This is a genomic window from Pseudoxanthomonas sp. PXM01, assembly GCF_014851815.1.
GTDB lineage: Bacteria > Pseudomonadota > Gammaproteobacteria > Xanthomonadales > Xanthomonadaceae > Pseudoxanthomonas_A.
The window spans coordinates 1,744,330-1,766,101 of the sequence record NZ_JACVAJ010000001.1; the positions used below are offsets into that span (position 1 = coordinate 1,744,330).

General features: G+C 66.9%; 23 protein-coding genes. 13 read left to right on the top strand and 10 right to left on the bottom strand.

What is annotated here, in order from left to right; all coding sequences use genetic code 11:
• Positions 1 to 65 precede the first annotated feature (65 nt).
• Positions 66 to 2,984 carry a TonB-dependent receptor gene (locus tag IB230_RS08050; protein ID WP_192270742.1) on the top strand — a complete coding sequence of 973 codons (2,919 nt, stop codon included), beginning with the start codon at positions 66 to 68 and terminating at the stop codon, positions 2,982 to 2,984.
• Between the two features lie 228 nt (positions 2,985 to 3,212).
• On the opposite strand, the gene IB230_RS08055 is transcribed toward IB230_RS08050, so the two are convergent.
• A complete protein-coding gene (locus tag IB230_RS08055) occupies positions 3,213 to 4,559 on the bottom strand; it encodes a pectate lyase (protein ID WP_192270744.1) in 1,347 nt (448 codons plus the stop codon).
• A gap of 151 nt (positions 4,560 to 4,710) precedes the next feature.
• Between IB230_RS08055 and IB230_RS08060 the strand changes: the two genes are divergently transcribed.
• From IB230_RS08060 to IB230_RS08105, 10 genes are all read left to right on the top strand, one after another.
• Positions 4,711 to 5,568, top strand: a complete 858-nt coding sequence (locus IB230_RS08060; RefSeq protein ID WP_192270746.1) for a 2-keto-4-pentenoate hydratase — start codon at positions 4,711 to 4,713, stop codon at positions 5,566 to 5,568.
• Positions 5,565 to 6,560 (top strand): TRAP transporter substrate-binding protein, encoded by a 996-nt coding sequence (locus tag IB230_RS08065; RefSeq protein WP_192270748.1) that lies wholly within the window; start codon positions 5,565 to 5,567, stop codon positions 6,558 to 6,560. The genes IB230_RS08060 and IB230_RS08065 overlap by 4 nt, the downstream gene beginning before the upstream one ends.
• A 9-nt stretch (positions 6,561 to 6,569) precedes the next feature.
• Positions 6,570 to 7,088 carry a TRAP transporter small permease gene (locus tag IB230_RS08070; protein WP_192270750.1) on the top strand — a complete coding sequence of 173 codons (519 nt, stop codon included), beginning with the start codon at positions 6,570 to 6,572 and terminating at the stop codon, positions 7,086 to 7,088.
• 3 nt (positions 7,089 to 7,091) lie between these two features.
• Positions 7,092 to 8,375 carry a TRAP transporter large permease gene (locus IB230_RS08075; protein WP_192270752.1) on the top strand — a complete coding sequence of 428 codons (1,284 nt, stop codon included), beginning with the start codon at positions 7,092 to 7,094 and terminating at the stop codon, positions 8,373 to 8,375.
• A 5-nt stretch (positions 8,376 to 8,380) separates the two neighbouring features.
• Positions 8,381 to 9,508: a pectate lyase gene (pelA, locus tag IB230_RS08080; protein ID WP_225589277.1), complete on the top strand. Its 1,128-nt coding sequence runs from the start codon at positions 8,381 to 8,383 to the stop codon at positions 9,506 to 9,508.
• Between the two features lie 46 nt (positions 9,509 to 9,554).
• Positions 9,555 to 11,105, top strand: a complete 1,551-nt coding sequence (locus IB230_RS08085; RefSeq protein ID WP_225589456.1) for a family 43 glycosylhydrolase — start codon at positions 9,555 to 9,557, stop codon at positions 11,103 to 11,105.
• Between the two features lie 50 nt (positions 11,106 to 11,155).
• On the top strand, positions 11,156 to 12,211 hold the full coding sequence (locus tag IB230_RS08090) for a LacI family DNA-binding transcriptional regulator (RefSeq protein ID WP_192270758.1): 1,056 nt from the start codon (positions 11,156 to 11,158) through the stop codon (positions 12,209 to 12,211).
• A gap of 136 nt (positions 12,212 to 12,347) precedes the next feature.
• Positions 12,348 to 13,196, top strand: a complete 849-nt coding sequence (gene kduI, locus IB230_RS08095; RefSeq protein WP_192270760.1) for a 5-dehydro-4-deoxy-D-glucuronate isomerase — start codon at positions 12,348 to 12,350, stop codon at positions 13,194 to 13,196.
• A 34-nt stretch (positions 13,197 to 13,230) separates the two neighbouring features.
• Complete coding sequence (kduD, locus tag IB230_RS08100) at positions 13,231 to 13,989, top strand: 2-dehydro-3-deoxy-D-gluconate 5-dehydrogenase KduD (protein WP_192270762.1); 759 nt, start codon at positions 13,231 to 13,233, stop codon at positions 13,987 to 13,989.
• Positions 13,990 to 14,074: 85 nt separating this feature from the next.
• Positions 14,075 to 15,199 (top strand): cupin domain-containing protein, encoded by a 1,125-nt coding sequence (locus IB230_RS08105; RefSeq protein WP_192270764.1) that lies wholly within the window; start codon positions 14,075 to 14,077, stop codon positions 15,197 to 15,199.
• Positions 15,200 to 15,220: 21 nt separating this feature from the next.
• On the opposite strand, the gene IB230_RS08110 is transcribed toward IB230_RS08105, so the two are convergent.
• The 6 genes from IB230_RS08110 to IB230_RS08135 form a co-directional block, all read right to left on the bottom strand.
• On the bottom strand, positions 15,221 to 15,679 hold the full coding sequence (locus tag IB230_RS08110; protein WP_343227271.1) for a hypothetical protein: 459 nt from the start codon (positions 15,677 to 15,679) through the stop codon (positions 15,221 to 15,223).
• 17 nt (positions 15,680 to 15,696) lie between these two features.
• A complete protein-coding gene (locus tag IB230_RS08115) occupies positions 15,697 to 16,419 on the bottom strand; it encodes an HAD family hydrolase (RefSeq protein ID WP_192270766.1) in 723 nt (240 codons plus the stop codon).
• A gap of 127 nt (positions 16,420 to 16,546) precedes the next feature.
• Complete coding sequence (locus IB230_RS08120; protein WP_192270768.1) at positions 16,547 to 16,834, bottom strand: hypothetical protein; 288 nt, start codon at positions 16,832 to 16,834, stop codon at positions 16,547 to 16,549.
• Between the two features lie 39 nt (positions 16,835 to 16,873).
• Positions 16,874 to 17,200 (bottom strand): EF-hand domain-containing protein, encoded by a 327-nt coding sequence (locus IB230_RS08125; RefSeq protein ID WP_192270770.1) that lies wholly within the window; start codon positions 17,198 to 17,200, stop codon positions 16,874 to 16,876.
• Positions 17,201 to 17,318: 118 nt separating this feature from the next.
• Positions 17,319 to 17,690 (bottom strand): EF-hand domain-containing protein, encoded by a 372-nt coding sequence (locus IB230_RS08130; protein WP_192270772.1) that lies wholly within the window; start codon positions 17,688 to 17,690, stop codon positions 17,319 to 17,321.
• A gap of 205 nt (positions 17,691 to 17,895) precedes the next feature.
• Positions 17,896 to 18,291, bottom strand: coding sequence for a hypothetical protein (locus IB230_RS08135; RefSeq protein ID WP_192270773.1), 396 nt, complete (start codon positions 18,289 to 18,291; stop codon positions 17,896 to 17,898).
• A gap of 166 nt (positions 18,292 to 18,457) precedes the next feature.
• Between IB230_RS08135 and IB230_RS08140 the strand changes: the two genes are divergently transcribed.
• Positions 18,458 to 19,093, top strand: coding sequence for an NAD-dependent dehydratase (locus tag IB230_RS08140; RefSeq protein ID WP_192271400.1), 636 nt, complete (start codon positions 18,458 to 18,460; stop codon positions 19,091 to 19,093).
• Between the two features lie 9 nt (positions 19,094 to 19,102).
• Here the strand turns inward: IB230_RS08140 and IB230_RS08145 are convergent, their stop codons facing one another.
• The 3 genes from IB230_RS08145 to IB230_RS08155 all read right to left on the bottom strand — a co-directional run bounded on the left by IB230_RS08145 (position 19,103) and on the right by IB230_RS08155 (position 21,007).
• Positions 19,103 to 19,519, bottom strand: coding sequence for a DUF4920 domain-containing protein (locus IB230_RS08145; protein WP_192270775.1), 417 nt, complete (start codon positions 19,517 to 19,519; stop codon positions 19,103 to 19,105).
• Positions 19,520 to 19,601: 82 nt separating this feature from the next.
• Entirely contained in the window at positions 19,602 to 20,108 is a 507-nt protein-coding gene (locus IB230_RS08150) for a hypothetical protein (protein ID WP_192270777.1), read from the bottom strand.
• Between the two features lie 113 nt (positions 20,109 to 20,221).
• Positions 20,222 to 21,007 (bottom strand): lytic transglycosylase domain-containing protein, encoded by a 786-nt coding sequence (locus IB230_RS08155; RefSeq protein WP_192270779.1) that lies wholly within the window; start codon positions 21,005 to 21,007, stop codon positions 20,222 to 20,224.
• A gap of 152 nt (positions 21,008 to 21,159) precedes the next feature.
• Between IB230_RS08155 and ppa the strand changes: the two genes are divergently transcribed.
• Positions 21,160 to 21,714 (top strand): inorganic diphosphatase, encoded by a 555-nt coding sequence (ppa, locus tag IB230_RS08160; protein WP_055937232.1) that lies wholly within the window; start codon positions 21,160 to 21,162, stop codon positions 21,712 to 21,714.
• Positions 21,715 to 21,772 lie beyond the last annotated feature (58 nt).

Below are 21,772 nucleotides of genomic sequence, written 5' to 3' on the forward strand. Positions count from 1 at the left end.
AATTCCACGCCGCCGGCACACGGCGGCCTACCAAAGCCACTGGCCGCCCTTGGGAGGGGGAAGTCATGAACCGTTATCCGAATCGCCGGACGACACCGGTTACCGTACTCGCGTTCTCGATCGCCGCCGCATTGCACGCGCCTGCGTTTGCCCAGTCTCAGGACGCGCCTGCCACGGCGCCCACCACCACCACCGAGCTCGATCGCATCGAAGTGGTCGGGACCTTCCGTGCCAGCCTGGAAAAAGCGCTGGAAGAAAAGCGCTACAGCGCTGAACAGATCGATGCCGTCGTCGCGGAGGACATCGGCAAGTTCCCCGATCTCAACCTCGCCGAAGCGTTGCAGCGCATTCCCGGCGTCGCGATCGACCGCGATGCCGGCGAGGGGCGCTCGATCACCGTGCGCGGCCTGGGACAGGACTTCACGCGCGTGCGCATCAATGGGCTGGAGGCGCTCGCCACCACCGGCGGCACGGACAGCTCCGGCGGCGCCAACCGCGGACGCGGCTTCGACTTCAATGTGTTCGCCTCCGAGCTCTTCAGCAAGCTGACGGTGCGCAAGACGCAGTCGGCCCAGGTGGACGAAGGCTCGCTGGGCGCCACCGTCGACCTGCGCGGCGCGCGTCCGTTCGACTATGACGGCTTCACCAGCACCGCCACCGCGCAGATGGGCTACAACGACCTGTCGAAGCAGTGGGACCCGCGCTTCTCCGCACTGATCAGCAATACGTGGGCGGACGGCAGGTTCGGCGCCCTGCTCTCGGCGGCCTACAGCGAGCGCAACCTGCTGGAGGAAGGCTACAGCGCGGTGCGCTGGGACAACGGCCCCTCGTCGAACGGCTTCTGCAGTCCCGTTGGCTACACCCCGCAGAACAACGCGAACAACAGCGGCCGCGGTACGACGGCACTCAACTGCTCGACCGGCAACCCGCGTCCTGCGAACACGCAGGCCAACAACGATGCCTACCGGCTTGCGTCCGCCGCGACGACCTTCCATCCGCGACTGCCGCGCTACGGCCGCCTGACCCATCAGCAGGAGCGGCTGGGTGTGACCGCCGCGCTGCAGTTCAAACCGACGGATCGCACGTTGCTGAACTTCGATGCGATGTATTCCAAGCTGGATGCGACGCGCCAGGAGGACTTCCTGGAAACCATTTCATTCAGCCGCTCCAACGCCCAGGGCGGCAAGTACGAGACGCACGTACGCCAGGCCGAGGTGGATGCGCGAGGCAACCTGGTCTACGGCGTGTTCGACAACGTCGATGTCCGCTCGGAGTCGCGCTTCGACGAACTGTCCACGGAGTTCAGCCAGTACAGCCTGAGTCTCGAACAGGACATCACCGACCGACTGACGCTCAACGCGATGGTCGGCACGTCGACATCGGAGTTCAAGAATCCCGTGCAGACCACGGTGACCTTCGATATCCAGAACCTCGACGGCTACAGCTGGGACTACCGCGGCAACAGCCGGCTGCCGGTGATCAACTACGGAAGCCTGGATGTGACCAGTCCGGCAGGCTGGGGCTGGATCAGCAGCCCCGCCGCCAACACCACCGGCTCCGAGATCCGCATCCGCCCGCAGGGCGTCGACAACACCTTCGACACCGGCAAGCTGGACCTCGATTTCGCCATCAACGAGACCTTCACGTTGCGGGGCGGCCTGTCGTACAAGAAATTCCAGATGGACACCTGGGAGTTCCGCCGCGCCAGCGAAACCGCTGTCCCCGCACTGCCTGCCGGGACGACGCTGGCCGACCTGTCCACGCTGGTCACCGGCTTCGGCCGCGGCCTCGATGGCCGCGGGCCGAGCGCATGGCTGATCCCGGACCTCGGCGCGATCGCCAGCCTGTTCGACATCTACTGCAACTGCAATACCGGTGTACCGGGCGGCGACTTCACCCTGAGCAGCATCACCAACGGCAATGCCCGCGGCAACAATCGCAGCATCGGCGAAGAGGACTGGGGCGGCTACCTGCAGCTGGACTTCAACGCGGACCTGGCAGGACGCCCGTTGCGCGGCAATGTCGGCGTGCGCTACGCCACCACCGACATCGACGCCAGCGGCTACACCTCGGTGGGCGGCGGCAGTCCGGTGACCGTGACGAACGACTACAAGGACTGGTTGCCGTCACTGAACCTCGCGTGGGAAGTCACCGACGAACTGGTGCTGCGCTTCGGCGCGGCCAAGGTCATGGCGCGGCCGCAACTGGGCAATCTGTCGCCCGGGGCAGGCGTCACCACTACCGGCACGCCGAACATCCGTGTGGGCAACCCCTATCTGGACCCGTTCCGTGCCAAGACCTACGACTTCAGCGCCGAGTGGTACTTCGCGGAGGACTCGGTACTGTCGCTGGCCCTGTTCTACAAGGACATCGAGACCTACATCCAGGAACTGCGCGAGAACATCGCCTACCGCGACACCGGCCTGCCGCTGGATTGGGTACCGTCGACCTTCTGGGACGTGGAATTCGACGTGCGTACGCCGATCAACACACCGGGTGGTCCGCTGAAGGGCTTCGAGCTGAACTACCAGCAGCCGTTCTCGTTCCTGCCCGGCGGATTCCGCCATTTCGGCGTGCTGCTGAACTACACACACGTGGAGTCGGATATCGACTATGCGGTTCCGGGCAGCTTCCCGGTGACGTACATCGCCAACGACCTGGTCAACCTGTCGCCCGACTCCTACAACGCCACGCTCTACTACGACAACAACAAGTTCAGCGCGCGCGTATCGACATCGTTCCGCGACGACTACCTGCAACGCGTACCGGGGCAGAACAACAACGACGTGGAAGGCAAGCGCAGCGCCCGCAGCGTGGATTTCTCCATGTCCTACAAATGGGACGAGCACCTTACCCTCACCTTCGAGGGGCTGAACCTGACCGACGAGTTCAATGACCAGTACGTGGACTCGGCCGGCGATCGCGCATCGGTCTACCACCACACGGGACGGCAGTACTACGTAGGCGCGCGGTTCAACTTCTGACCGCAAAGGTCGGACGCACGCTCGGTGCGTCCGACCTGTTTCCTGCCGCAACCCGGGACGCGGCATCCAGGCCCGTTCGCGACCCAAGGGTGCACCCTGCCACTCCACCTTGCTGGTCGCCCCTTGACCACTTACCGACTGCATCGCCAGCCCGACAGACGAAGGGCCCACCTCACGGCGGGCCCCTCATGTCATGTGTCATCGTCGGCCGTGCCGACGCAGCGCAGGTCAGCGCAGCGGTTCACCGCGCGGATAGCCGGCCAGCGGCTCCATCACGTCGAGATTCCATTCGCTTTCGACGAACGGCTTGCGTGCTTCCTTGTACTGGGGATAGCCGCCGACCTGCTCTTGGCTGTCGATGATCTCGCCGCGTCCCTCGATGACATCGGCCACGATGCGGCGATCGATCAGGTCGCGGTTCCAGGGCGTGGCGCCGACGGTTTCGATGACTGCGTCCTGTACCTTGCCCGATGGCAGCAGCGTGACGCCGAACGGCAGTGCGGGCGCCGTCTTCACGCGGTTAAGCCTGGCGGGTGCCGTGGTGTAGCTTCCTGTCTCCTGGATGCTCTTGTTGCCCATGCGATCGACGACGAGATTGTCCTGTGCAAACAGGTCGAGGTCGCCGGATCCGCCGATCATCACGAACGCCAGCGGCTCGGTCGACTTGCCGGCACGCATGACGTTGCCGCGCACCACCATCTCGCCCTTCGAATACGGATGGCCCAGCCATTCTTCGGCGATCAGGTTGTAGTGGATGGCACGCTGGCCGGGGTTGTAGATCAGGTTGTTGATCACCTGGCCGCGCGCGCCGCCCTTGAACAGCGGGCTGCGCTCGTAGTTGTGCGCGTAGAGGTTGCCGACGATCAGCACCTCGTTGACATGGTCGTGGATCAGCGAGCCTTTGGAATGCTCGCCCTTGGGATGGGTGGAATGCGCCAGGCCTTCGCTGACGATGTTGTTGCTGTAGGTGATCCGACGCGACGCATTGGCCATCCACTCGGCTTCGTTCTCGCCGTGGAAGCGCGTGCTGGACGCACTGAGGTTCTCGTCGGTCGCCCAGGTGAGGGAGCAGTGGTCGACGATGACGTCGTGTGCACCCCGTACCGTCGTGATGGCATCGATGTCGCCGGAACGCTTCGGCATGCCGCCGTCGCCCGGACGGATGCGGATGTGGCGGATCACCACATCATGCGTGGCGATCGTCAACCCGCCCTTGATGATGGTGACGCCGGGATGCGGCGCGGTCTGTCCGGCAATGGTCAGGAACGGCTCGGTGATGCGCAGCTCCTTCATCCCGAGGTCGATCACACCACCCACTTCGAACACCACGATGCGCGGTCCCTTGCCCGTCACCGCTTCCTTGAACGAGCCGGGGCCGTCGGCCGCCAGACTGGTCACGCGGACGATCTTGCCGCCCCGACCACCGGGCGTATGAGCGGCTGCGCCCTGCGCGCCAGGGAAAGCCAGCGTCTGCGCGTCGGCCGCGATCGCTGGAATCGTGGCAAACGCCAGCACCAGGGCGGCCAGGCCGCGGGTCAGCCCGCCGATTCGCGCGGGGAAACGGATATGAAGCATTGGCTCCCTCCCAGGAGTGGATCGATGCATCGTGGCATCGGGATGGATTTTGCGGCAGTGCACATTGTCAATGACACCGGTTTACCATATACAGGCCATCAGCCTGCACTGTCACTCGGCGGTGCAACAAAACCCAGCGGGGAGAACCCACTTGAGTAACGACCAAAGCACCCTCGACGCCGCACGTGCGGCGGCCCCCACGTTGGCCGCCATCGCGGACAGCTTTGTCGGTGCGCGCCGCCAAGGCCGCGCTTTGCCGGGTTTTCCCGGCGAGATTCCGGACGACCTGGTCACCGCCTACCGCGTGCAGGACATGGCCATCGCCAAGTGGCCGGACCAGGTGGTGGGCTGGAAGGTCGGCTTCATCGCACCCGAGCGGCGCGACGCGTCCGGCGATGAGCGGCTGCTGGGCCCGATCTTCGCGCGGCAACTGCAGATGACCACCGGTGGTCAATCTGCCTTTCAGGTTTTCGAAGGCGGCTTCGGCGCGGTGGAAGCGGAGTATGTGCTGCGTCTGGACGCGGATGCGCCAGCCGACAAGACCGACTGGACCCCCGAGGAAGCTGCTGCCGTCCCGTCCACACTGTTCATCGGCATGGAAGTGGCGAGCAGCCCACTGGCGACGATCAACCAGCTGGGTCCCCGCGTGGTCGTATCGGACTTCGGCAACAACAACGGGCTGGTCGTGGGTCCCGAAATTCCCGTCTGGGCCGAGCGCAGCGATGCCTCGCTGACGTGCTCCACCTGGATCGACGGCCGTCAGGTCGGTCAGGGCGGCGCCACCACGTTGCCCGGCGGCCTGCGTGCAGCCTTTGCGTTCGCCCTGTCGCGGTCGGCGCGGCGCGGTCGGCCTCTCAAGGCCGGTGACCTGATCGCTACGGGCAACGCCACCGGCATCCACGACATCCTGCCGGGCCAGCAGGCCCGTATCGACTTCGACGGGCATGGCAGCATCGAATGCCTGGCCACGGCGGCGACCCCGAGGGACGAAGGAGACTGGCGCGCATGATGAACCGTCGTCGTTTTCTCGGCGCCGGTCTGGGTGCCGCCGCTGCCCTGCCGTTGCTGGGCGGCCGTGTCCTGGCCGACGAAGGCCGGCACGTGCTCACCGCGACCGACGTGCACGTGAAGGACTACCCGACCGTCGAAGCCGTGCAATGGATCGGCGACACCCTGGCGCGCGAAACCGGCGGTCGCGTGACGCTGCGCCAGTACCACTCCGGCCAGTTGGGTCGCGAATCCGAAGCCATCGACATGGCGCGCTTCGGCGCCATCGACATCACCCGCGTCTACGCCGGCGCACTGAACAATGCGTTCCCGCTGACCCAGGCGCTCTGCCTGCCCTACGTCTTCGATTCCGTGCCGCACATGCGGCGCGCGATGGACGGCGGTGTCGGCCAGGCGGTGCTCGACGGCTTCGCGCGGCGTGGCCTGGTCGGCCTCGCCATCTATGATTCCGGCGCGCGTTGCTTCTACAACACCAAGCATGCCATCCGCACGCCCGCCGACCTGCACGGCCTGAAGATCCGCGTGCCGGTGTCCGACATCTTCATCCGCATGCTGCGCCTGTTCGGCGCCAATCCCACGCCACTGTCGCTGGGCGAAGTGTTCTCCGGCCTTGAGACCCGCATGATCGACGGTGCCGAGAACAACATCCGCAGCTTCCATTCCAGCCGCCACTTCGAGGCGGCCCATTACTGGTCGCAGACCAACCATTCGTATGCACCGGATGTCCTGCTGGTGTCGCAGCGCACGCTGGACGGCCTGCAGGCTCGCGACCGCGAACTGCTGATCGAGACCGCGAAGCAATCGGTCGGCGTGATGCGGACGCTGTGGGACGCTTCCGAAGCCAAGGCAAGGGAAGCCGTGTTCGCCGCGGGGGTGAAGCACAACGAAGCGGACCTCGCTGCGTTCGCGCATGCATCGCAGCCACTGCTGTCCGAATACCGCAAAGACCCGGCGATCGACACGCTGTACCGCCGCATCCGCGACCTGGCCTGAGAACCGACGATGTCCGAAGAATCCACGCCGCCTCCCGCCACGCCCCTGCAGCGGGCCATGGACCTGCTCTCCAATACGGCCATCGCCGTCGCCGTCATCGCCCTGCTTGGCCTGGTGGTCGTGCAGGGCTGGCAGGTGATCGCCCGCTACGTCATCAACGACTCACCGAGCTGGACCGAACCGGTCACCGTGCTGCTGCTGACCACCGCCATGAGCCTGGGCGCAGCGGCCGGCGTGCACACGAACCGGCACTTCGGTTTCTTCCTGCTGGCAGACGCCGTGGGTCCGCGCGTCAGGACGCTGCTGCATGCCCTGTCGCCGCTGGTGATCGCCGCCATCGGCACGGTGATGGCCTACTGGGGCGCGGTGCTGCTGCTGGATGGCCTGGATATCCGCATCGCAGGCGCGCCCATGCCGCAGAGCATCGGCTACCTGCCGCTGTCGATCGGCGGCGTACTGATGGTGGTGTTCGCCCTGTATCGACTGCTCCTGGTGCTGCGCGCGCCGCTGACCGACGAGGCCCGCTGACCCATGGCGATCACCCTGCTCTTCTCCGTCTTCGCCATCCTGCTGCTGGTCGGCGTGCCCGTCGCGTATGCGTTGGCCGCCGCGTCGCTGGCGACCCTGCTCTATCTCGATCTGCCCAGCATCGTCCTGGTGCAGCAGATCTCGTCGGGCACCGGCTCGGCGTCGCTGATCGCCATCCCGCTCTTCATCTTCGCCGGCGAGATCATGCTGCGCGGTGGCATCTCCGAGCGGCTGATCAGCCTGGCGGCCTCGCTGGTGGGTCGGCTGCGTGGCGGCCTGGGCCAGGTCAGCATCCTGTCGTCGCTGTTCTTCGGCGGCGTGTCGGGTTCGGCCATCGCCGACGTCTCGGCGGTGGGCGGCACGATGATCCCGCAGATGGTCAAGCGGGGTTACGACCGCGACTTTGCCGTCAACGTCAGCATCACCGCAGCGCTGGTGGCGTTGCTGGTGCCGCCCTCCCACAACCTGATCCTGTTCTCCGCCGCCGCCGGCGGCGGTCTCTCCATCGCCGACCTGTTCGCCGCCGGCATCGTGCCCGCACTGCTGATGACGGCCGTGCTGATGGTCACGGGCTGGGCAGTGGCTCGCAGGCGCGGTTACGGCACCGAGCCGTTCCCGGGCATGCGGGCGGTGATGCTGCGCCTGGTGGCCGCGCTGCCGGGACTGGGTCTGGTCGGCCTGATCTTCTTCGGTATCCGGGCCGGCATCTTCACCGCCGTCGAGAGCGCCGCGATCGCCGTGGTTTATGCGCTGCTGGTGACGAGCGTCCTCTACCGCCAGCTGTCGCTGAAGGAGTTCTTCGCCACGGTGACGCATGCGGCACGCACGACCGGCGTGATCCTGTTCGTGATCGCCACCGCTGCGGTGTTCGGCTGGCTGCTGGCCTACCTGCAGGTGCCGGCAGCGGCAGTCGATGCGTTGCAGTCCATCGCCCACAGCAAGTACACCGTATTGCTGCTGATCGTGCTGATACTGCTGTTGCTGGGCACCTTCATGGACCTGGCCCCGATGATCCTGATCTGCACGCCGATCTTCCTGCCGGTGGCGCGCGCCTACGGCATCGATCCGATCCATTTCGGCCTGGTGCTGGTACTGACCGGCGGTCTGGGACTGGTGACGCCACCAGTGGGCTCGGTGCTGTTCATCGGCACGGCGATAGGCAAGATCACCATCGCGCAGAGCATGCGCACGATCTGGCCGTTCTGGCTGGCCGGTCTTGCCGTCCTGCTGGTGGTGACCCTGTTCCCCGAACTGTCGCTGTGGCTGCCGCGGGCATTGAAGGGATGACGTCCATGCACGCCTTCATTGTCGCGCTGCTGCTGATGCCGACATCGGCGGCATGCGCGCAGGCCGGCGCGCCGCCATCACTGACCGGCTTCGAGGACGCCATCCACCACTGGCGCAACGTGCATGGCGACAAGTACCCGCGCTACGCACCGGACCAGGTCGCGCAGATCGCCGACAACATCCTGCGCTACCAGCGTTCGGATGGCGGCTGGATCGAGAACCAGGACCCTGCGCGGATCCTGGACGATACGGAGAAAGCACGCTTCGACGCGGAAGCGCGCAAGTCCGGCGGCAGCTTCGACAACCGCAACATCTACACGCAGCTGGATTACCTGGCCACGGCGTACGCGATCACCGGCGATGCGCGCTATCGCGACGGCAGCCTGGAGGGCATTGCGTTCACGCTCGCGCACCAGATTCCTTCCTGTGGCGGCTGGCCACATACGGTGCCGGCCACGCAGTCCTATCATCCGCACATCACCATCGCCGACGACGTGACGGCCGGCGTGCTCGGCACGCTGCGCAAGGTGGTGACCGACACGCGCCGCTATGCGTTCGTCGATACCGCACTGCGCATACGCGTGCAGGAAGCCATCGCCAATGGAGATGCGTGCCTGCTGCGGCTGCAGGTGCGCCAGGGCGACGCGCTCGCGGGATGGGCGGGCCAGTACGACGCCACGACCCTGCAGCCCGCACAGGGGCGAAAGTTCGAATTGCCATCGATCACCGGCCAGGAAACGGTCGGCGTATTGCGCTACCTGATGTCGATTTCCGATCCGTCGCCCGACATCGTGGCCGCCGTGCAGGGAGGCGTCGCATGGCTGCAACGCGTCGAGATCACCGGCTGGCGGATCGAGACCTTCGACGCGCCCGCAGAACAGTTCCAGTACCACCGCAGCGCGAATGACCGGCGGCTGGTGGCCGACGCGGCCGCGACGGGGCTCTGGGCGCGCTTCTACGACGTGCGGGACAACAGCGTCGTGCTGGCCACGCGCGACAGCGTGCGCGTGGCGCGCTACGACGACATTCCGCGTGAACGCCGCACCGGCTACGAATGGTATGGCGGCTGGCCGGCGTCCCTGCTGGCGAAAGACTACCCGCAATGGAAGGCGCGTCACGCGCCACCGAACTAGAGGATTCCGCATGCGAATGACATCGTGGATGGCCGCGTTATGCCTGATGGCGCCGCTGGCGGCATACGCCAAGGATGCGGACGAACCCGCGTGGAAGCGCGGCGTCGAACACCAGCGCCAGGCCGATCTGGGCGACGGCACCTTCCTCAATCCGGTGCTGGCGGGAGACCGCCCCGACCCGTCCGTGCTGAAGGATGGGGACGACTACTACCTCACCCTGTCGTCCTTCACCGCCTACCCGGGCCTGCCGGTCTGGCACTCGCGCGACCTGATCAACTGGCAGCCGGTCGGGCATGCGATCACGAAGAACGTCGGTTCGATCTGGGCACCGGATCTGGTCAAGCATCAGGGGCGCTACTACATCTACTTCCCCGCCCGCGTGGGCGGGACGGAATCGCCACGACGCAGCAATTTCGTGGTGTGGGCCGACGATATCCGCGGTCCGTGGAGCGAGCCGATCGACATCGGCCTGCCCGGCCACATCGATCCCGGCCACGCGGTCGGCGAGGACGGCAAGCGCTACCTGTTCCTCAGTGCCGGCGACTACGTGCAACTGGCCGACGATGGCCTGAGCACCGTTGGCGAGGTGAAGCATGTCTATGACGGCTGGCGCTATCCAGAGTCGTGGGATGTCGAGGGGTATGCGCAGGAAGGTCCGAAGATCACATTCCGCAACGGCTGGTACTACATGATCACCGCCGTCGGTGGCACGGCCGGCCCGCCGACGGGGCACATGGTGATCGTCGCGCGCTCGCGCTCGATCCATGGACCGTGGCAGAACGCGCCCAACAATCCGGTGGTCCGGACGACCTCGCGCGACCAGTACTGGTGGTCGCGCGGCCACGCGACGCTGGTCGAGGACGCGGCCGGCCAGTGGTGGATGATCTACCACGGCTACGAGCGCGATTTCTGGACGCTGGGCCGGCAGGCCCTGCTCGACCCGATCGAATGGACGGACGACGGCTGGTTCGTCGCCAAGGGTGGCGACCTGAGCCGCCCCTTGCGCAAGCCCGCCGGCAAGGCGCTGTCGCCGCATGGCATGGCGCTGTCGGACGATTTCCGCGGCGGTGGGCTGGGTCCGCAGTGGGCGTTCTACGATCCTGCGCCTGAGGAGTCGCGTCGACTCACGTTCGGCGATGGCGTGATGACGCTGCAAGGCAAGGGCACCTCGCCCCGCGACAGCTCGCCGCTGGGCGTCATCGCCGGCGACCTGGCCTACCAGTTCGAGGTCGAGATGGACGTCGAACCCGGTGCACAGGGCGGCGCGGTGCTGTTCTACAACGATCGGCTGTACGCCGGCGTGGGCAGCAACGGCGAGCAGTTCGTCATGCACCGCTACGGCCTGGAGCGCCCCGGAAAACTCGCTCCCAGCACGAAGGGCGGGAAGCTCTGGCTGCGGGTCACCCACAACCGCCACATCCTTACGATCCATACCAGCACGGACGGCAAGGCCTGGACCAAGTATCCCGTGCAGATGGAAGTCTCGGGCTACCACCACAACGTCGCCGGCGGCTTCCTTGCCCTCAAGCCGTCCCTGTACGCCGCCGGCCAGGGCAGGGTGCACTTCCGTAATTTCCGCTACCGCGCGCTGGACTGACCCCCAGCCGCTAGAATCCTTCCGACAGACGAACGGACCCGCCCAGCCCCATGCCCGCGCGCAAGAAGCCAGAAACCCCCGCTGCCCTGCCCACCGGTGGCAAGGCCGCGACCATCAACGACATCGCACGGCTGTCCGGCGTCTCCAAGAAGACCGTCTCGCGCATCATCAACCACTCGCCACTGGTCCGTAAGGACACCCGCGAGAAGGTCGAGGCGCTGATGCGGGACGTGGGCTACGTGCCCGACCCGATGGCGCGCGGCCTGGCGTTCCGCCGCTCGTTCCTGATCGGCATGGTCTACGACAACCCGACTGCGCAGTACATCGTGAACATGCAGTACGGCGCGCTGGACGCGCTGCGGGACTCGGGCTTCGAGCTGGTCGTGCATCCCTGCGACAGCCGCAGCCCGGGCTACATCGACGGCGTGCGACGCTTCGTCCAGCAGCAGAAGTTGCACGGCGTGATGCTGGTGCCGCGCGCCTCGGAAGACCAGGCGCTGGCCGACATGCTGGCCGAGATCGGCTGCCGCTACACGCGCATCGCCTCGGTATCGATGGACGAACCTTCGCGCATGGTGGTCACGCACGACCGCGACGGCGCCGCCGAAGCAGCGGAATACCTGCTGTCGCTGGGCCACACCGATATCGCGCTGATCACCGGCCCGGCCGCGTACCGGTCGTCGATCGAGCGCACCGACGGCTTCGTGCAGGCCCTCGCCAAACGCGGGCTCGAACTGCCGAAGTCGCGCATCATCGAAGCCGGCTACACCTTCGAGTCCGGTGTGGTCGCCGCCGAGAAGCTGCTGTCAGGCAAGAACCGGCCTACCGCCATCTTCACCGGCAACGACGAGATGGCGGCCGGCGTCTACAAGGTCGCCATGCGCGCCGGCATCAGCATCCCGCGCCAGCTGTCGGTGGTCGGCTTCGACGACAGCCCGCTCGCCTCGCGGCTGTGGCCCTCGCTGACCTCGGTCCGCCGCAATACGCGCGATACCGGCCGGACCGCCGCCGCCATGCTGATCCAGCCGGAAGGCACGCCGATGCTGGCCGCCGCCAGCATCCGCCCGCACCTGGTCATCCGCGACTCCTCACAGCCCCCCGAGTAAGGCCGCGCCCGGCGCGCCTGCGGCCGTCCCGGTGCCGCAACGCAAAATGACACCGGTTACCAAAGCCTTTAGACTCCCCTCCCACGACCTTCCCGATGCCCTCTCCAAGGGCGTCCGCACCAAACGGAGCCCGCCCATGTTCTGCAAGACCTACCACGCCACCCATCCGGACATGATGGACGGCGCCAGCAACGACCAGCTGCGCGACCGCTACCTGATCGGCAACCTGTTCGCTGCGGATACGGTGCAGCTGAACTACTCGCACAACGAGCGCTTCGTGATCGGTGGCGCCGCACCGGTGTCGAAGAAGGTCGACCTGCCGCGCCAGACCGAGCCCGCATCGGCCGCCGGCAAGCCGTTCCTGGAGCGTCGCGAACTGGGCGTGATCAACGTCGGTGGCGGCTCGGGCAAGGTCACCGTCGACGGCACGAGCTATGCGCTGGGTCCGAAGGATGGCCTGTACGTGGCGATGGGCAGCGCCGACGTGGCGTTCGAATCCGACGATGCCGCCAATCCCGCCAAGTTCTACCTGACCTCGACGCCGGCGCACGCGCGCTTCGAAACCAAGCAGCTGTCGATCAAGGACGCGGTGGCGCTGGAGCGCGGTGCGCTGGAGACCAGCAACGAACGCACGATCTACCAGTTCATCGTGCCGGCCACCTGCCAGTCCTCGCAGCTGCTGCTCGGCCTGACCGTACTCAAGACGGGCAGCGTGTGGAACACCATGCCGCCGCACCTGCACGACCGCCGCAGCGAGGTCTACTTCTACTTCGACCTGGCCGACAACGACCGCGTCTACCACTTCATGGGCGAGCCGGAAGCGCAGCGCCATATCGTCGTGCAGAACGACGAGGCGGTGGTGTCTCCGCCGTGGTCGATCCACATGGGTTCGGGCACCAGCAACTACGCCTTCATCTGGGCGATGGGCGGCGAGAACCTGGACTACACCGACATGCACGTGCTGGACATCTGCCAGCTCAAGTAACCGCGGCGCCACCCAACATCCGAGGGAATCCACGATGGCAAGCAATCCGTTCAGTCTCGAAGGCAAGGTCGCGCTGGTGACCGGCGCCAACACCGGCCTGGGTCAGGGCATCGCGCTGGCGCTGGCCGAAGCCGGTGCCGACATCGCCGCCGCCGGCATCGTCGAAGCCGCCGACACCGGCGAGAAGGTGCGTGCGCTCGGTCGCCGCTTCCTCAACCTGGAAGCGAACCTCATCAGCATCGAGCCGGTCGAGCGTCTGGTGAAGGAAACCGTGGACGGCCTGGGTGGACTGGACATCCTGGTCAACAACGCCGGCCTGATCCGCCGCGCGGACGCGGTCGATTTCAGCGAGAAGGACTGGGACGACGTGATGAACGTCAACATCAAGTCCGCATTCTTCATGTCGCAGGCAGCGGGCCGGCACTTCATCGCGCAGGGCCGCGGCAAGATCATCAACATCGCCTCGATGCTGTCGTTCCAGGGCGGCATCCGTGTGCCTTCCTATACCGCCAGCAAGTCGGGCATCGCCGGCATCACCCGCCTGCTGGCCAACGAGTGGGGCGCGAAGGGGGTGAACATCAACGCCATCGCACCCGGCTACATGGCCACCGACAACACCGCGCAGCTGCGCGCGGACGAAGACCGCAACAAGGCGATCCTGGACCGTATCCCGGCCGGCCGCTGGGGCGAGCCGTCGGATCTGGGGGGTACTGCGGTGTTCCTGTCCTCGCGTGCGTCCGACTATGTCAACGGCGCCGTCATTCCGGTCGATGGCGGTTGGCTGGCACGCTGAGCGTCCGCTTCCTGCTTCAACAACACGGGCCGCGCTGCTTTCAGACGCGGCCCGTGTCGTTTCTACTCTCCGATACGGTGTCGCCATGATCCGTCCGCTCGCTTCGCTGCTTCTGCTCGCCGCCCTGCCCGATCTTGCGCATGCCACCCCGCCGCGACAGGTCTTCATCGCCGGCGATTCCACCGCCAGCCACTACGGCCCGGAGCGGGCGCCACGCGAAGGCTGGGGCCAGCAGCTGCAGGGGTTTCTCGACGGGAAGGCCTTTGTGGTCCGCAACCACGCACAGAGCGGCAGAAGCTCGCGCAGCTTCGTCGCCGAAGGCTGGTTCGACGGCATGGCGAAGGAAATGCGTCGCGGCGATGTACTGCTGATCCAGTTCGGCCACAACGACGAGAAAATCGAAGACCCCACCCGTTACAACGAGCCGCAGCGCGCGTTTCCAGAATGGCTTATGCGCTACGTCGCGCTGGCGCGCGACAAGGGCGCCACACCGATTCTGGTGACGCCGGTGGCACGCCGAAAGTTCGACCGCGGCCAGTTGCTCGACACCCATGGCTTGTATGCACAGGCGGTGCGCGATCTCGCCCAGCGCGAACAGGTAGGACTGGTCGACCTGACCGCCCTCAGCATGGACTGGCTGCGCGCCGCCGGAGACGAGGCGAGCAAGGCGTACTTCATGCACGTCCCGGCACAGGACCAGCAGGACGACACCCATTTCCAGCAACGCGGCGCCGTGATGGCCGCGTGCCTGGTCGTCGCGGGCTGGAAGCGGATCGACCCGTCGCTCGGCGTGCACGTGAAGCGCGATACCGATTGCGGTGCGCCGGACACCGCACTGACCGATCGTAAGACCCAGGCGAACCCCTCGCTCGTCGTGCATGAGCGCGACATCGCCATCGACCAGCCCGGTCCGCACGGTGGCGCGGGAACCACCACCGCCTACCCGTTCTTCAAGGATGCGCCCGGGCTGGGCTTCGAGTTCCGCAAGCGCGTGCTGCATGCGGGCGCCGGTATCGGCTTGCACCAGCACCACAAGGACGAGATCTATTACGTGCTCGGCGGACGTGGCATCTACGAGCTGGATGGCGAGACGCGGACGGTTCGCGCCGGCGACGCCCTGCTGACGCGGCCCGGCAGCACGCATGCGATCCGCCAGGATGGCGAGGAAGCGCTGGTGCTACTGATCATGTACGCCCGCAAGGCACCCTAGACCGCTCGGCCATCCGCCCGCTCAGTCGCGCGGCGAGGGCCGCCCCCAACGCGCATAGCTCGCCTCGATGGCGCTGCGCAGGCGGCGATACTGCGCGGTGCCCGGTTCCGCCTGCAGGCGGCCTGCCACGGCCTTCCAGCCACCCTCATGGTCGCGCGACCATTCGCGGACGACCGCGCGACAGGGTTGGCCCACGATCTGCGCCAGTGCGCAGGCCATGAAGATGTCGCCAGCCGTCCAGTCGGGTTGTTGCTGCATCGCTTCCACGTAGGCGCGCGGCACCGCGTAGTAGCGTCCCATCTCGTCCGCGAACGCCGCCGGGTAGCGGCTCGCGTACTCGTTGATATCGGCGAGATGGCGGTCGATCGAGGCGTCGCCGCTGGCGGGAACGTAGGCATCCGCCCGCTCCTGCGCGAACGCAGGCCCGGCCAGGGCCAGGCAGCAGGACAACACGAAGGTGGGAATGGTCGCGCGCTTCACCGGCACATTGTGCCCCGTCAGGTGGCCGGCGTGGCCTCGATGGCCGCCAGTGCATCCGCCAGCTGGCCGGCGTTCTCCACCACGTGCAGGCGCGGCGCATCGGCCTCGACCCCATGCTCGGTCTCCAGCGCCCAGGTGACGTGGTACGGCATGTGGATGCCCCAGCCACCCAGCGCCAGCACCGGCTCGATGTCCGACCGCAGCGAATTGCCGACCATCGCGAATTCCGAAGGCGCGACATCCAACTCGCGCAATACGCGCGCGTAGGTGGCCTCGTCCTTCTCGGACACCACTTCGATGCGGTGGAACAGGTCGGTCAGGCCCGATTGCGCGATCTTGGCCTCCTGGTGGAACAGGTCGCCCTTGGTGATCAGTACGATCTCGTGGTCGGCGGCGATCCGTTCGACCGCTTCGCGGATGCCGGGCAGCAGGTCCACCGGATGCTGCAGCGTGGCGCGCCCGATCTCGATCACGCGATGCAGGTCGCGGGCGCTGATGCGCTCGCCGGTCACCTGGATGGCCGTTTCCAGCATCGACAGCGTCATGCCCTTCACGCCGTAGCCGAAAATCTTCAGGTTGCGGCGCTCGACCTCCAGCAGATGCTGGTGCGTGCGCGCATCGGCAAGATCGACGTAGCTTCCCAGGATCTCCTCGAAGTCCGCTTCCGCCTGGCGGTAGTAGTCCTCGCTCTTCCACAGCGTATCGTCGCCATCGAAACCGACCCACCTGATGCGTGCCATGGAATGTCCGCTCTTCAATCCGTACGAGGGCCGCGAAGGATAGCAGCCGTCCGGCCACGCAAAAGAAAGCGGCCGCCCCTTCAGGGGGCGGCCGCCTGTGGATGATCACGGCAAGCGATGTCCGCGGTCAGCCACCGGAGCTCGGTGGCGGCGCGCTGCCCTCCGTCGGCGGCGGCGTGGTCTCCGGCGCGTTCGGGTTGGCGGGCGGCGGCAGGGTCGAGTCGGTAGGCGGTGTCGCCGGATCCGTCGGGGCGGGCGGCGGCGTCATGTCGTCGGCCGGCGGCACCGTCTCCACCGGCTCGGGAGCGCTCGGCGGCGGCGTGTCTTCCGGCTTGGGTCCGCAGGCCGTCATCAGGCCCGCGCTCAACAGCGCCAGGCCAAGACCCATCGTCAGTCGGTGAGTGGAATGCTTCATGGGTTCCTCCATGCTTCGTTCGTGGGAGAGGCGATGGCGTCAGGGCGTGCCCTGCATATGCACCGCATATTCTTCGGGGGTCAGACGGCCATCCGCATCCTTGTCCAGCGTGCCGAACACCTGTGCCAGCGGTGGATCGACGGCCGCCTCGTCCTTGCTGATCGCGCCATCCGCGTTCTGGTCGAGTTCTTCGAACGGGCGCGGCGCGGTCGTTGGTTTCGACGTCGCCGCTGAGGGCGCTTCCGCGCGCTCGGCAGCGTCCTGCGCGCGGGTCTGTGCGCCGGCCAACGGCGTCGCGGCGAGCAGCATCACGGCGAGCGCCATGCCCAGCCGGGGAAACTCCTTCGTTCCCGTCTTCGTCTTCATGCGTCCCTCCTGTGACCGCGATACGCCGGGAAAGGAAAGGGCGGCGCTGACGGCCGCCCTTTGCTAGGACGACGCCGGCTCCTCGTCGCGCACGGCGTCGCCCTCATGACGGCGCCGCTTACTTCTGCTGGTCGCCGTAATTCTTGCTCACGAACGCCTTGTATTCGTCGGCGGTCAGCGAGCCATCAGCATTGGCATCGGCCTGGTCGAACACCTGGCTCAGGCCCGGATTGGCCGCGGCTTCTTCCTTGCTGATGTTGCCGTCACCGTTGGTGTCGACGTCGGCCCAACCCTGCTTGGCCTGGGTACCGGCTGCATCGCTGCTCTGCGTCGGCGTGGTCGCCGAGCCCGTGGCCTGCTCGGCCGCCTGCTCGGTCTGCTGCGCCTGCGCGGCGTCCTCAGCCTTCTCCTGCGCGAACGCCAGCGGCATGGCCAGCGCGGCGCTCAGGGCGACCAGGGCGATCAGCGGCTTGCGGTTGTTATTCGTCATGTCAGTGCTCCGTTCTGTAGGGAGTGCGTCCGATTGCGCACGGCCCCACCTTGCCCCCGCGCATCTGAACGAAATTTGCGGCGCGATATGAACGTGCACGCATGCTTAACCACGCCGCCTGCGCTATCGATTAAACCGGTGTTAGGCGGCCGTGAGCGCGGTGTCAGCGACGCGTCCAATGCGTGACGTTGCACCGCGTTTGACGTTACGCATCCGTTTTTTCGGTGCTGTTCGCGGCGTCGGCATCCGTGGTTTTCTTGCTGAACCATTGCCAACCCAGTACCACGCCCGTCAATGCACCCGCGATTTCCAGCACCACGCGCGAACCGAGGCCATCGGGATCGTGGATGCCTTGCAGCGCGATACGGGCGTACAGCGGCGACTCAAGCCGCGCGATGCCCAGATAGAACATGTTCCATGTGTCCACGCCCGCACCGATGACCACTGCCGAGACGCAGGCCCAGCCGATCGCATGCCCGGTCGACCAACGCATCCTTCCGCTCAGCCAATGCCAGAACAGGAAGCACAGCACACCAGCAAGTAGCGCGATCAATCCCGCTTCCAGTGCACCCAGCAGGCCGTAGTGGAGCGGCAGGTTCATCGCAGCGGACCCCACGGAGAGAAGAGATCGCAGGGATTGGCGGGGCGGGGCATACGGGATTCCAGGTCATCGGGCCGCGCCCGTCGCTGCGGAAGGGTAACCGATGCCGTACGCCACCCGGCCGCAGGACTGGCAAGATGAGGCACTCCTCCTGTCGGGTATTCCCATGACGCGTGTATTGCTGGCCGGTGCCACCGGCCTCGTCGGTGAGGCGACGCTGCGGCGCGCACTCGCATCGCCGCGCGTGCAGCAGGTTGTCGCGCCGACGCGACGACCACTCACGCCACATCCGAAGCTTCTGAACCCTGTCGTGGACTTCGACGCACTGCCCGCCGACGCGGAGTGGTGGCGGGTGGATGCGGTGGCATGCGCCCTGGGAACCACGATTCGCGATGCCGGCTCGCAGGAAGCGTTCCGGCGCGTGGACCACGACTATCCCCTCGCGATCGCCCGCCACGCCCATGCACACGGCGCGACGACGTTCGCATTGGTCTCGGCCATGGGCGCGGACGCACGCTCGCGCATCTTCTATTCGCGCACGAAGGGCGACGTGGAAGAGAACCTGGCGGGCATCGGCTTCACATCGCTCAGCCTGCTTCGCCCCGGGCTACTGGGCGGCGTGCGCACGCAACACCGTGGCGGCGAGCGCATCGCGCTGCGCGTCATGGGCGCACTGGATGCGGTGCTGCCGGCGCGCTATCGCGTCGTACCGGCGGAACGGGTGGCCGAGGCGCTGCTGAAAGCGGCGCTGGATGCGCCGCCGGGCCGACACGTCATCCCATCCGAGCGCTTGCTCGGCTGACGGCGCCGATCAGGCGCCAGGATCGTCGGCCAGCACCTGCACGCCGTCGGCGACGATGCGGTACTCCACCTTCGGCACGGCCGCGCCGGAGGTTTCCTGTGCGGTGTGCCGTTGGGCATCCGGCGACAGTTCGACGCGCGACAGCACGCCATGCACCTGCGCCGGACCGCGTACGTCCTTGGGTACGTAGAAGTCATGGTCGCCCAGCAACACGCGCGCACCCTGCCCCTCGTCCTCGAGCATCACCCAGCAGCCCTTTTTCTGGCAGACGTCGACAACGCGGCCGCTGAACACCTTCGCCTGCCCGACGTGCGTGGCAGGATCGGCCAGCGCGGTGGCCAGCGGCACCGCCTTGCCGTCCTGCGGCAGGTCGGCGCCGAACTTCTCCCACTGCGACGTTTCCGAGGCCAGGGCAGCGCCTGCCAAGAACATCATTCCCGTGATCGCCCAACGTCGCATGCGCGCGTCCTCAAATGAAGTCGCCTGGATGATACGTCGCCGGGCAGCGCTACTGCAGCAGTCCGTGCGGCAGCACCTGCAGGCGGTGGACGCCGGCCGTGGCCAGTACGGCAGCGGTGGCACGCTCCAGCCGCGCGTCATCCGGATCCTCGATCACCAGCAGCACCTCGCCCGCTTCGATCTCCCGCCGGTAGTCGCGGCGTACTTCGCTGGGCACGGCGGAGCCGGCGAGCGAGGCCGCCCACATGCCGACGCAGCCACCGATCGCCGTGCAGACCGCCACGCCCGCCCAATGGATGCCGACCGCCGGCACCAGCAGGGCGACCAGTCCCAGCATCAGGCCCAATCCGGCACCGCCCACCAGGCCCCGCAGGGCGGCGGGCTTGAAATCGGTCGGCGCCGCTTCCTTCTCGTCGTCGGGGACCTGCTCGACCTCGATCTCCGACCGCCCGACCAGGGCGACATGGGCAGGATCGATGCCGGCGGCGACAGCCCGGTGCAGGGCCGCCTCGGCGACGGCGACGGAGGGAGCGCTGAATACACGACGGTTCTTCATGGCGGTCTCCTGCCCGGCGCGGAACGACCGGGCCATCGCGACACGCTAGGCGCGCAACCGCACACATCGGGTGAAGACCACAGGCGGAGACTGAATGCCCCGCAACCCCGCGCTCAAAGCGCCGGACGCTCCGGCGCGGCCTTCTTGCCCAGCGCGCGCAGGTAGAGCTCGTACAGCGCCGTGACCTTGGAGACGTACTCCTGCGTCTCCGCATAGGGGGGAACCCCACCGTACCGCGTCACCGTGCCGATGCCGGCGTTGTAGGCGGCAGCGACCAGGGTCAGGTCGCCTTTGTACCGTTTCATCAACTGACGGAGGTGGCGTGCGCCCGCGTGGATGGATTCGGTGGAGGAGAACGGGTCCGCCACGCCGTACTCCTTGGCGACGTCCGGCATCAGCTGCATTACGCCCATCGCGCCCTTGGGCGACACCGCCTTGGCATCGAAGTCGCTTTCCGCATGCGCCACGGCACGCAACCAGGCGTCATCGACGCCGGTCTGGCGCGCGGCCGCCTTGAACTCGGTGGGATAGCGGTCCAGTCGTGGCTTGCCGACCCGCCCCAGCCCGGGATGGGTGGGTTCGCCGGGCGGGGTCTGCACGGTGAACTTCAGGTAGGGCGTGGACCCCGGCAGGTTGCGGGTGGAATAGACGTTCTGCCCGTCCTGCTCGCGCTCGTAGAGCGTGCCGCTGAAGACACCCATCGAGCCCCACAGGTTGGGCGTGCTGACGGCGTTGTCGTCGATTTCCTTGGCCACGCACTTCGAGCCCGGCTCGGGCGCCGTGGCCAGGCTGACCGTCCCACCCTGCACGCAGCGGTACACCGTCCGCGCGCCCGCTTCGGTGCTGGCGAGGGCCAGCACCGTCAGCAACAGGCCGGCGGCGGAGCGTGGGAGGAGCATGGGCGGCGGATTCTAGGCTCGGGCATTGAAGGGCAACCTGAACCACGTGGCCTCTGCCGACGGTCGGCCAGTGCGCCGAAGGTCCTGCTGCGCCGCAGCAGCCAACCGCGTAAAATGCCGGCCCTCAATCACCGCACCCCTCGGAGCACGCAATGGGCCTGGATCTGGTCAGCGCCGGCAAGAACCCGCCGGACGAAATCAACGTCATCATCGAGATCCCCAAGGACGCCGAGCCGGTGAAGTACGAGGTGGACAAGGCCAGCGGCGCGATCTTCGTCGACCGCATCCTCTCCACCCCGATGCGCTACCCCTGCAACTACGGCTACGTCCCGCACACCCTGTGCGGCGACGGCGATCCGGCCGACGTGCTGGTCGTGCTGCCGCTGCCGCTGATCCCCGGCTCGGTGATCCGCTGCCGCCCCGTCGGCGTGCTGCGCATGAGCGACGAAGCCGGCAGCGACGAGAAGCTGCTGGCCGTGCCGGTCGACAAGGTGTTCGCCGGCTACAGCCACATCAGCGACATCGATCAGGTCAGCCCGCACTGGCTGGAGCGCATCGGCCACTTCTTCGAGCACTACAAGGACCTGGAGAAGGGCAAGTGGGTGAAGCTCGACGGCTGGGGCAACGCCGCAGAAGCCAAGGCCGTGCTGGTCGATGCCATCGCCCGCCAGGCTGCGCAGCCGGAAGACGAGAAGCACAAGTTCTGATCCCGTCGCGGGATCGCGCACATACAGGAAGGCCGCCCTCGGGCGGCCTTCTTTTTTG

Bases quoted from the DNA above. Each gene is read 5' to 3' on its own strand.
- IB230_RS08050 (WP_192270742.1), top strand. From the start codon at position 66: ATGAACCGTTATCCGAATCGCCGGACGACACCGGTTACCGTACTCGCG.
- IB230_RS08055 (WP_192270744.1), bottom strand. From the start codon at position 4,559: ATGCTTCATATCCGTTTCCCCGCGCGAATCGGCGGGCTGACCCGCGGC.
- IB230_RS08065 (WP_192270748.1), top strand. From the start codon at position 5,565: ATGATGAACCGTCGTCGTTTTCTCGGCGCCGGTCTGGGTGCCGCCGCT.
- IB230_RS08070 (WP_192270750.1), top strand. From the start codon at position 6,570: ATGTCCGAAGAATCCACGCCGCCTCCCGCCACGCCCCTGCAGCGGGCC.
- IB230_RS08075 (WP_192270752.1), top strand. From the start codon at position 7,092: ATGGCGATCACCCTGCTCTTCTCCGTCTTCGCCATCCTGCTGCTGGTC.
- pelA (WP_225589277.1), top strand. From the start codon at position 8,381: ATGCACGCCTTCATTGTCGCGCTGCTGCTGATGCCGACATCGGCGGCA.
- IB230_RS08085 (WP_225589456.1), top strand. From the start codon at position 9,555: ATGGCGCCGCTGGCGGCATACGCCAAGGATGCGGACGAACCCGCGTGG.
- IB230_RS08090 (WP_192270758.1), top strand. From the start codon at position 11,156: ATGCCCGCGCGCAAGAAGCCAGAAACCCCCGCTGCCCTGCCCACCGGT.
- kduI (WP_192270760.1), top strand. From the start codon at position 12,348: ATGTTCTGCAAGACCTACCACGCCACCCATCCGGACATGATGGACGGC.
- kduD (WP_192270762.1), top strand. From the start codon at position 13,231: ATGGCAAGCAATCCGTTCAGTCTCGAAGGCAAGGTCGCGCTGGTGACC.
- IB230_RS08105 (WP_192270764.1), top strand. From the start codon at position 14,075: ATGATCCGTCCGCTCGCTTCGCTGCTTCTGCTCGCCGCCCTGCCCGAT.
- IB230_RS08115 (WP_192270766.1), bottom strand. From the start codon at position 16,419: ATGGCACGCATCAGGTGGGTCGGTTTCGATGGCGACGATACGCTGTGG.
- IB230_RS08120 (WP_192270768.1), bottom strand. From the start codon at position 16,834: ATGAAGCATTCCACTCACCGACTGACGATGGGTCTTGGCCTGGCGCTG.
- IB230_RS08125 (WP_192270770.1), bottom strand. From the start codon at position 17,200: ATGAAGACGAAGACGGGAACGAAGGAGTTTCCCCGGCTGGGCATGGCG.
- IB230_RS08130 (WP_192270772.1), bottom strand. From the start codon at position 17,690: ATGACGAATAACAACCGCAAGCCGCTGATCGCCCTGGTCGCCCTGAGC.
- IB230_RS08135 (WP_192270773.1), bottom strand. From the start codon at position 18,291: ATGAACCTGCCGCTCCACTACGGCCTGCTGGGTGCACTGGAAGCGGGA.
- IB230_RS08140 (WP_192271400.1), top strand. From the start codon at position 18,458: ATGACGCGTGTATTGCTGGCCGGTGCCACCGGCCTCGTCGGTGAGGCG.
- IB230_RS08150 (WP_192270777.1), bottom strand. From the start codon at position 20,108: ATGAAGAACCGTCGTGTATTCAGCGCTCCCTCCGTCGCCGTCGCCGAG.
- IB230_RS08155 (WP_192270779.1), bottom strand. From the start codon at position 21,007: ATGCTCCTCCCACGCTCCGCCGCCGGCCTGTTGCTGACGGTGCTGGCC.
- ppa (WP_055937232.1), top strand. From the start codon at position 21,160: ATGGGCCTGGATCTGGTCAGCGCCGGCAAGAACCCGCCGGACGAAATC.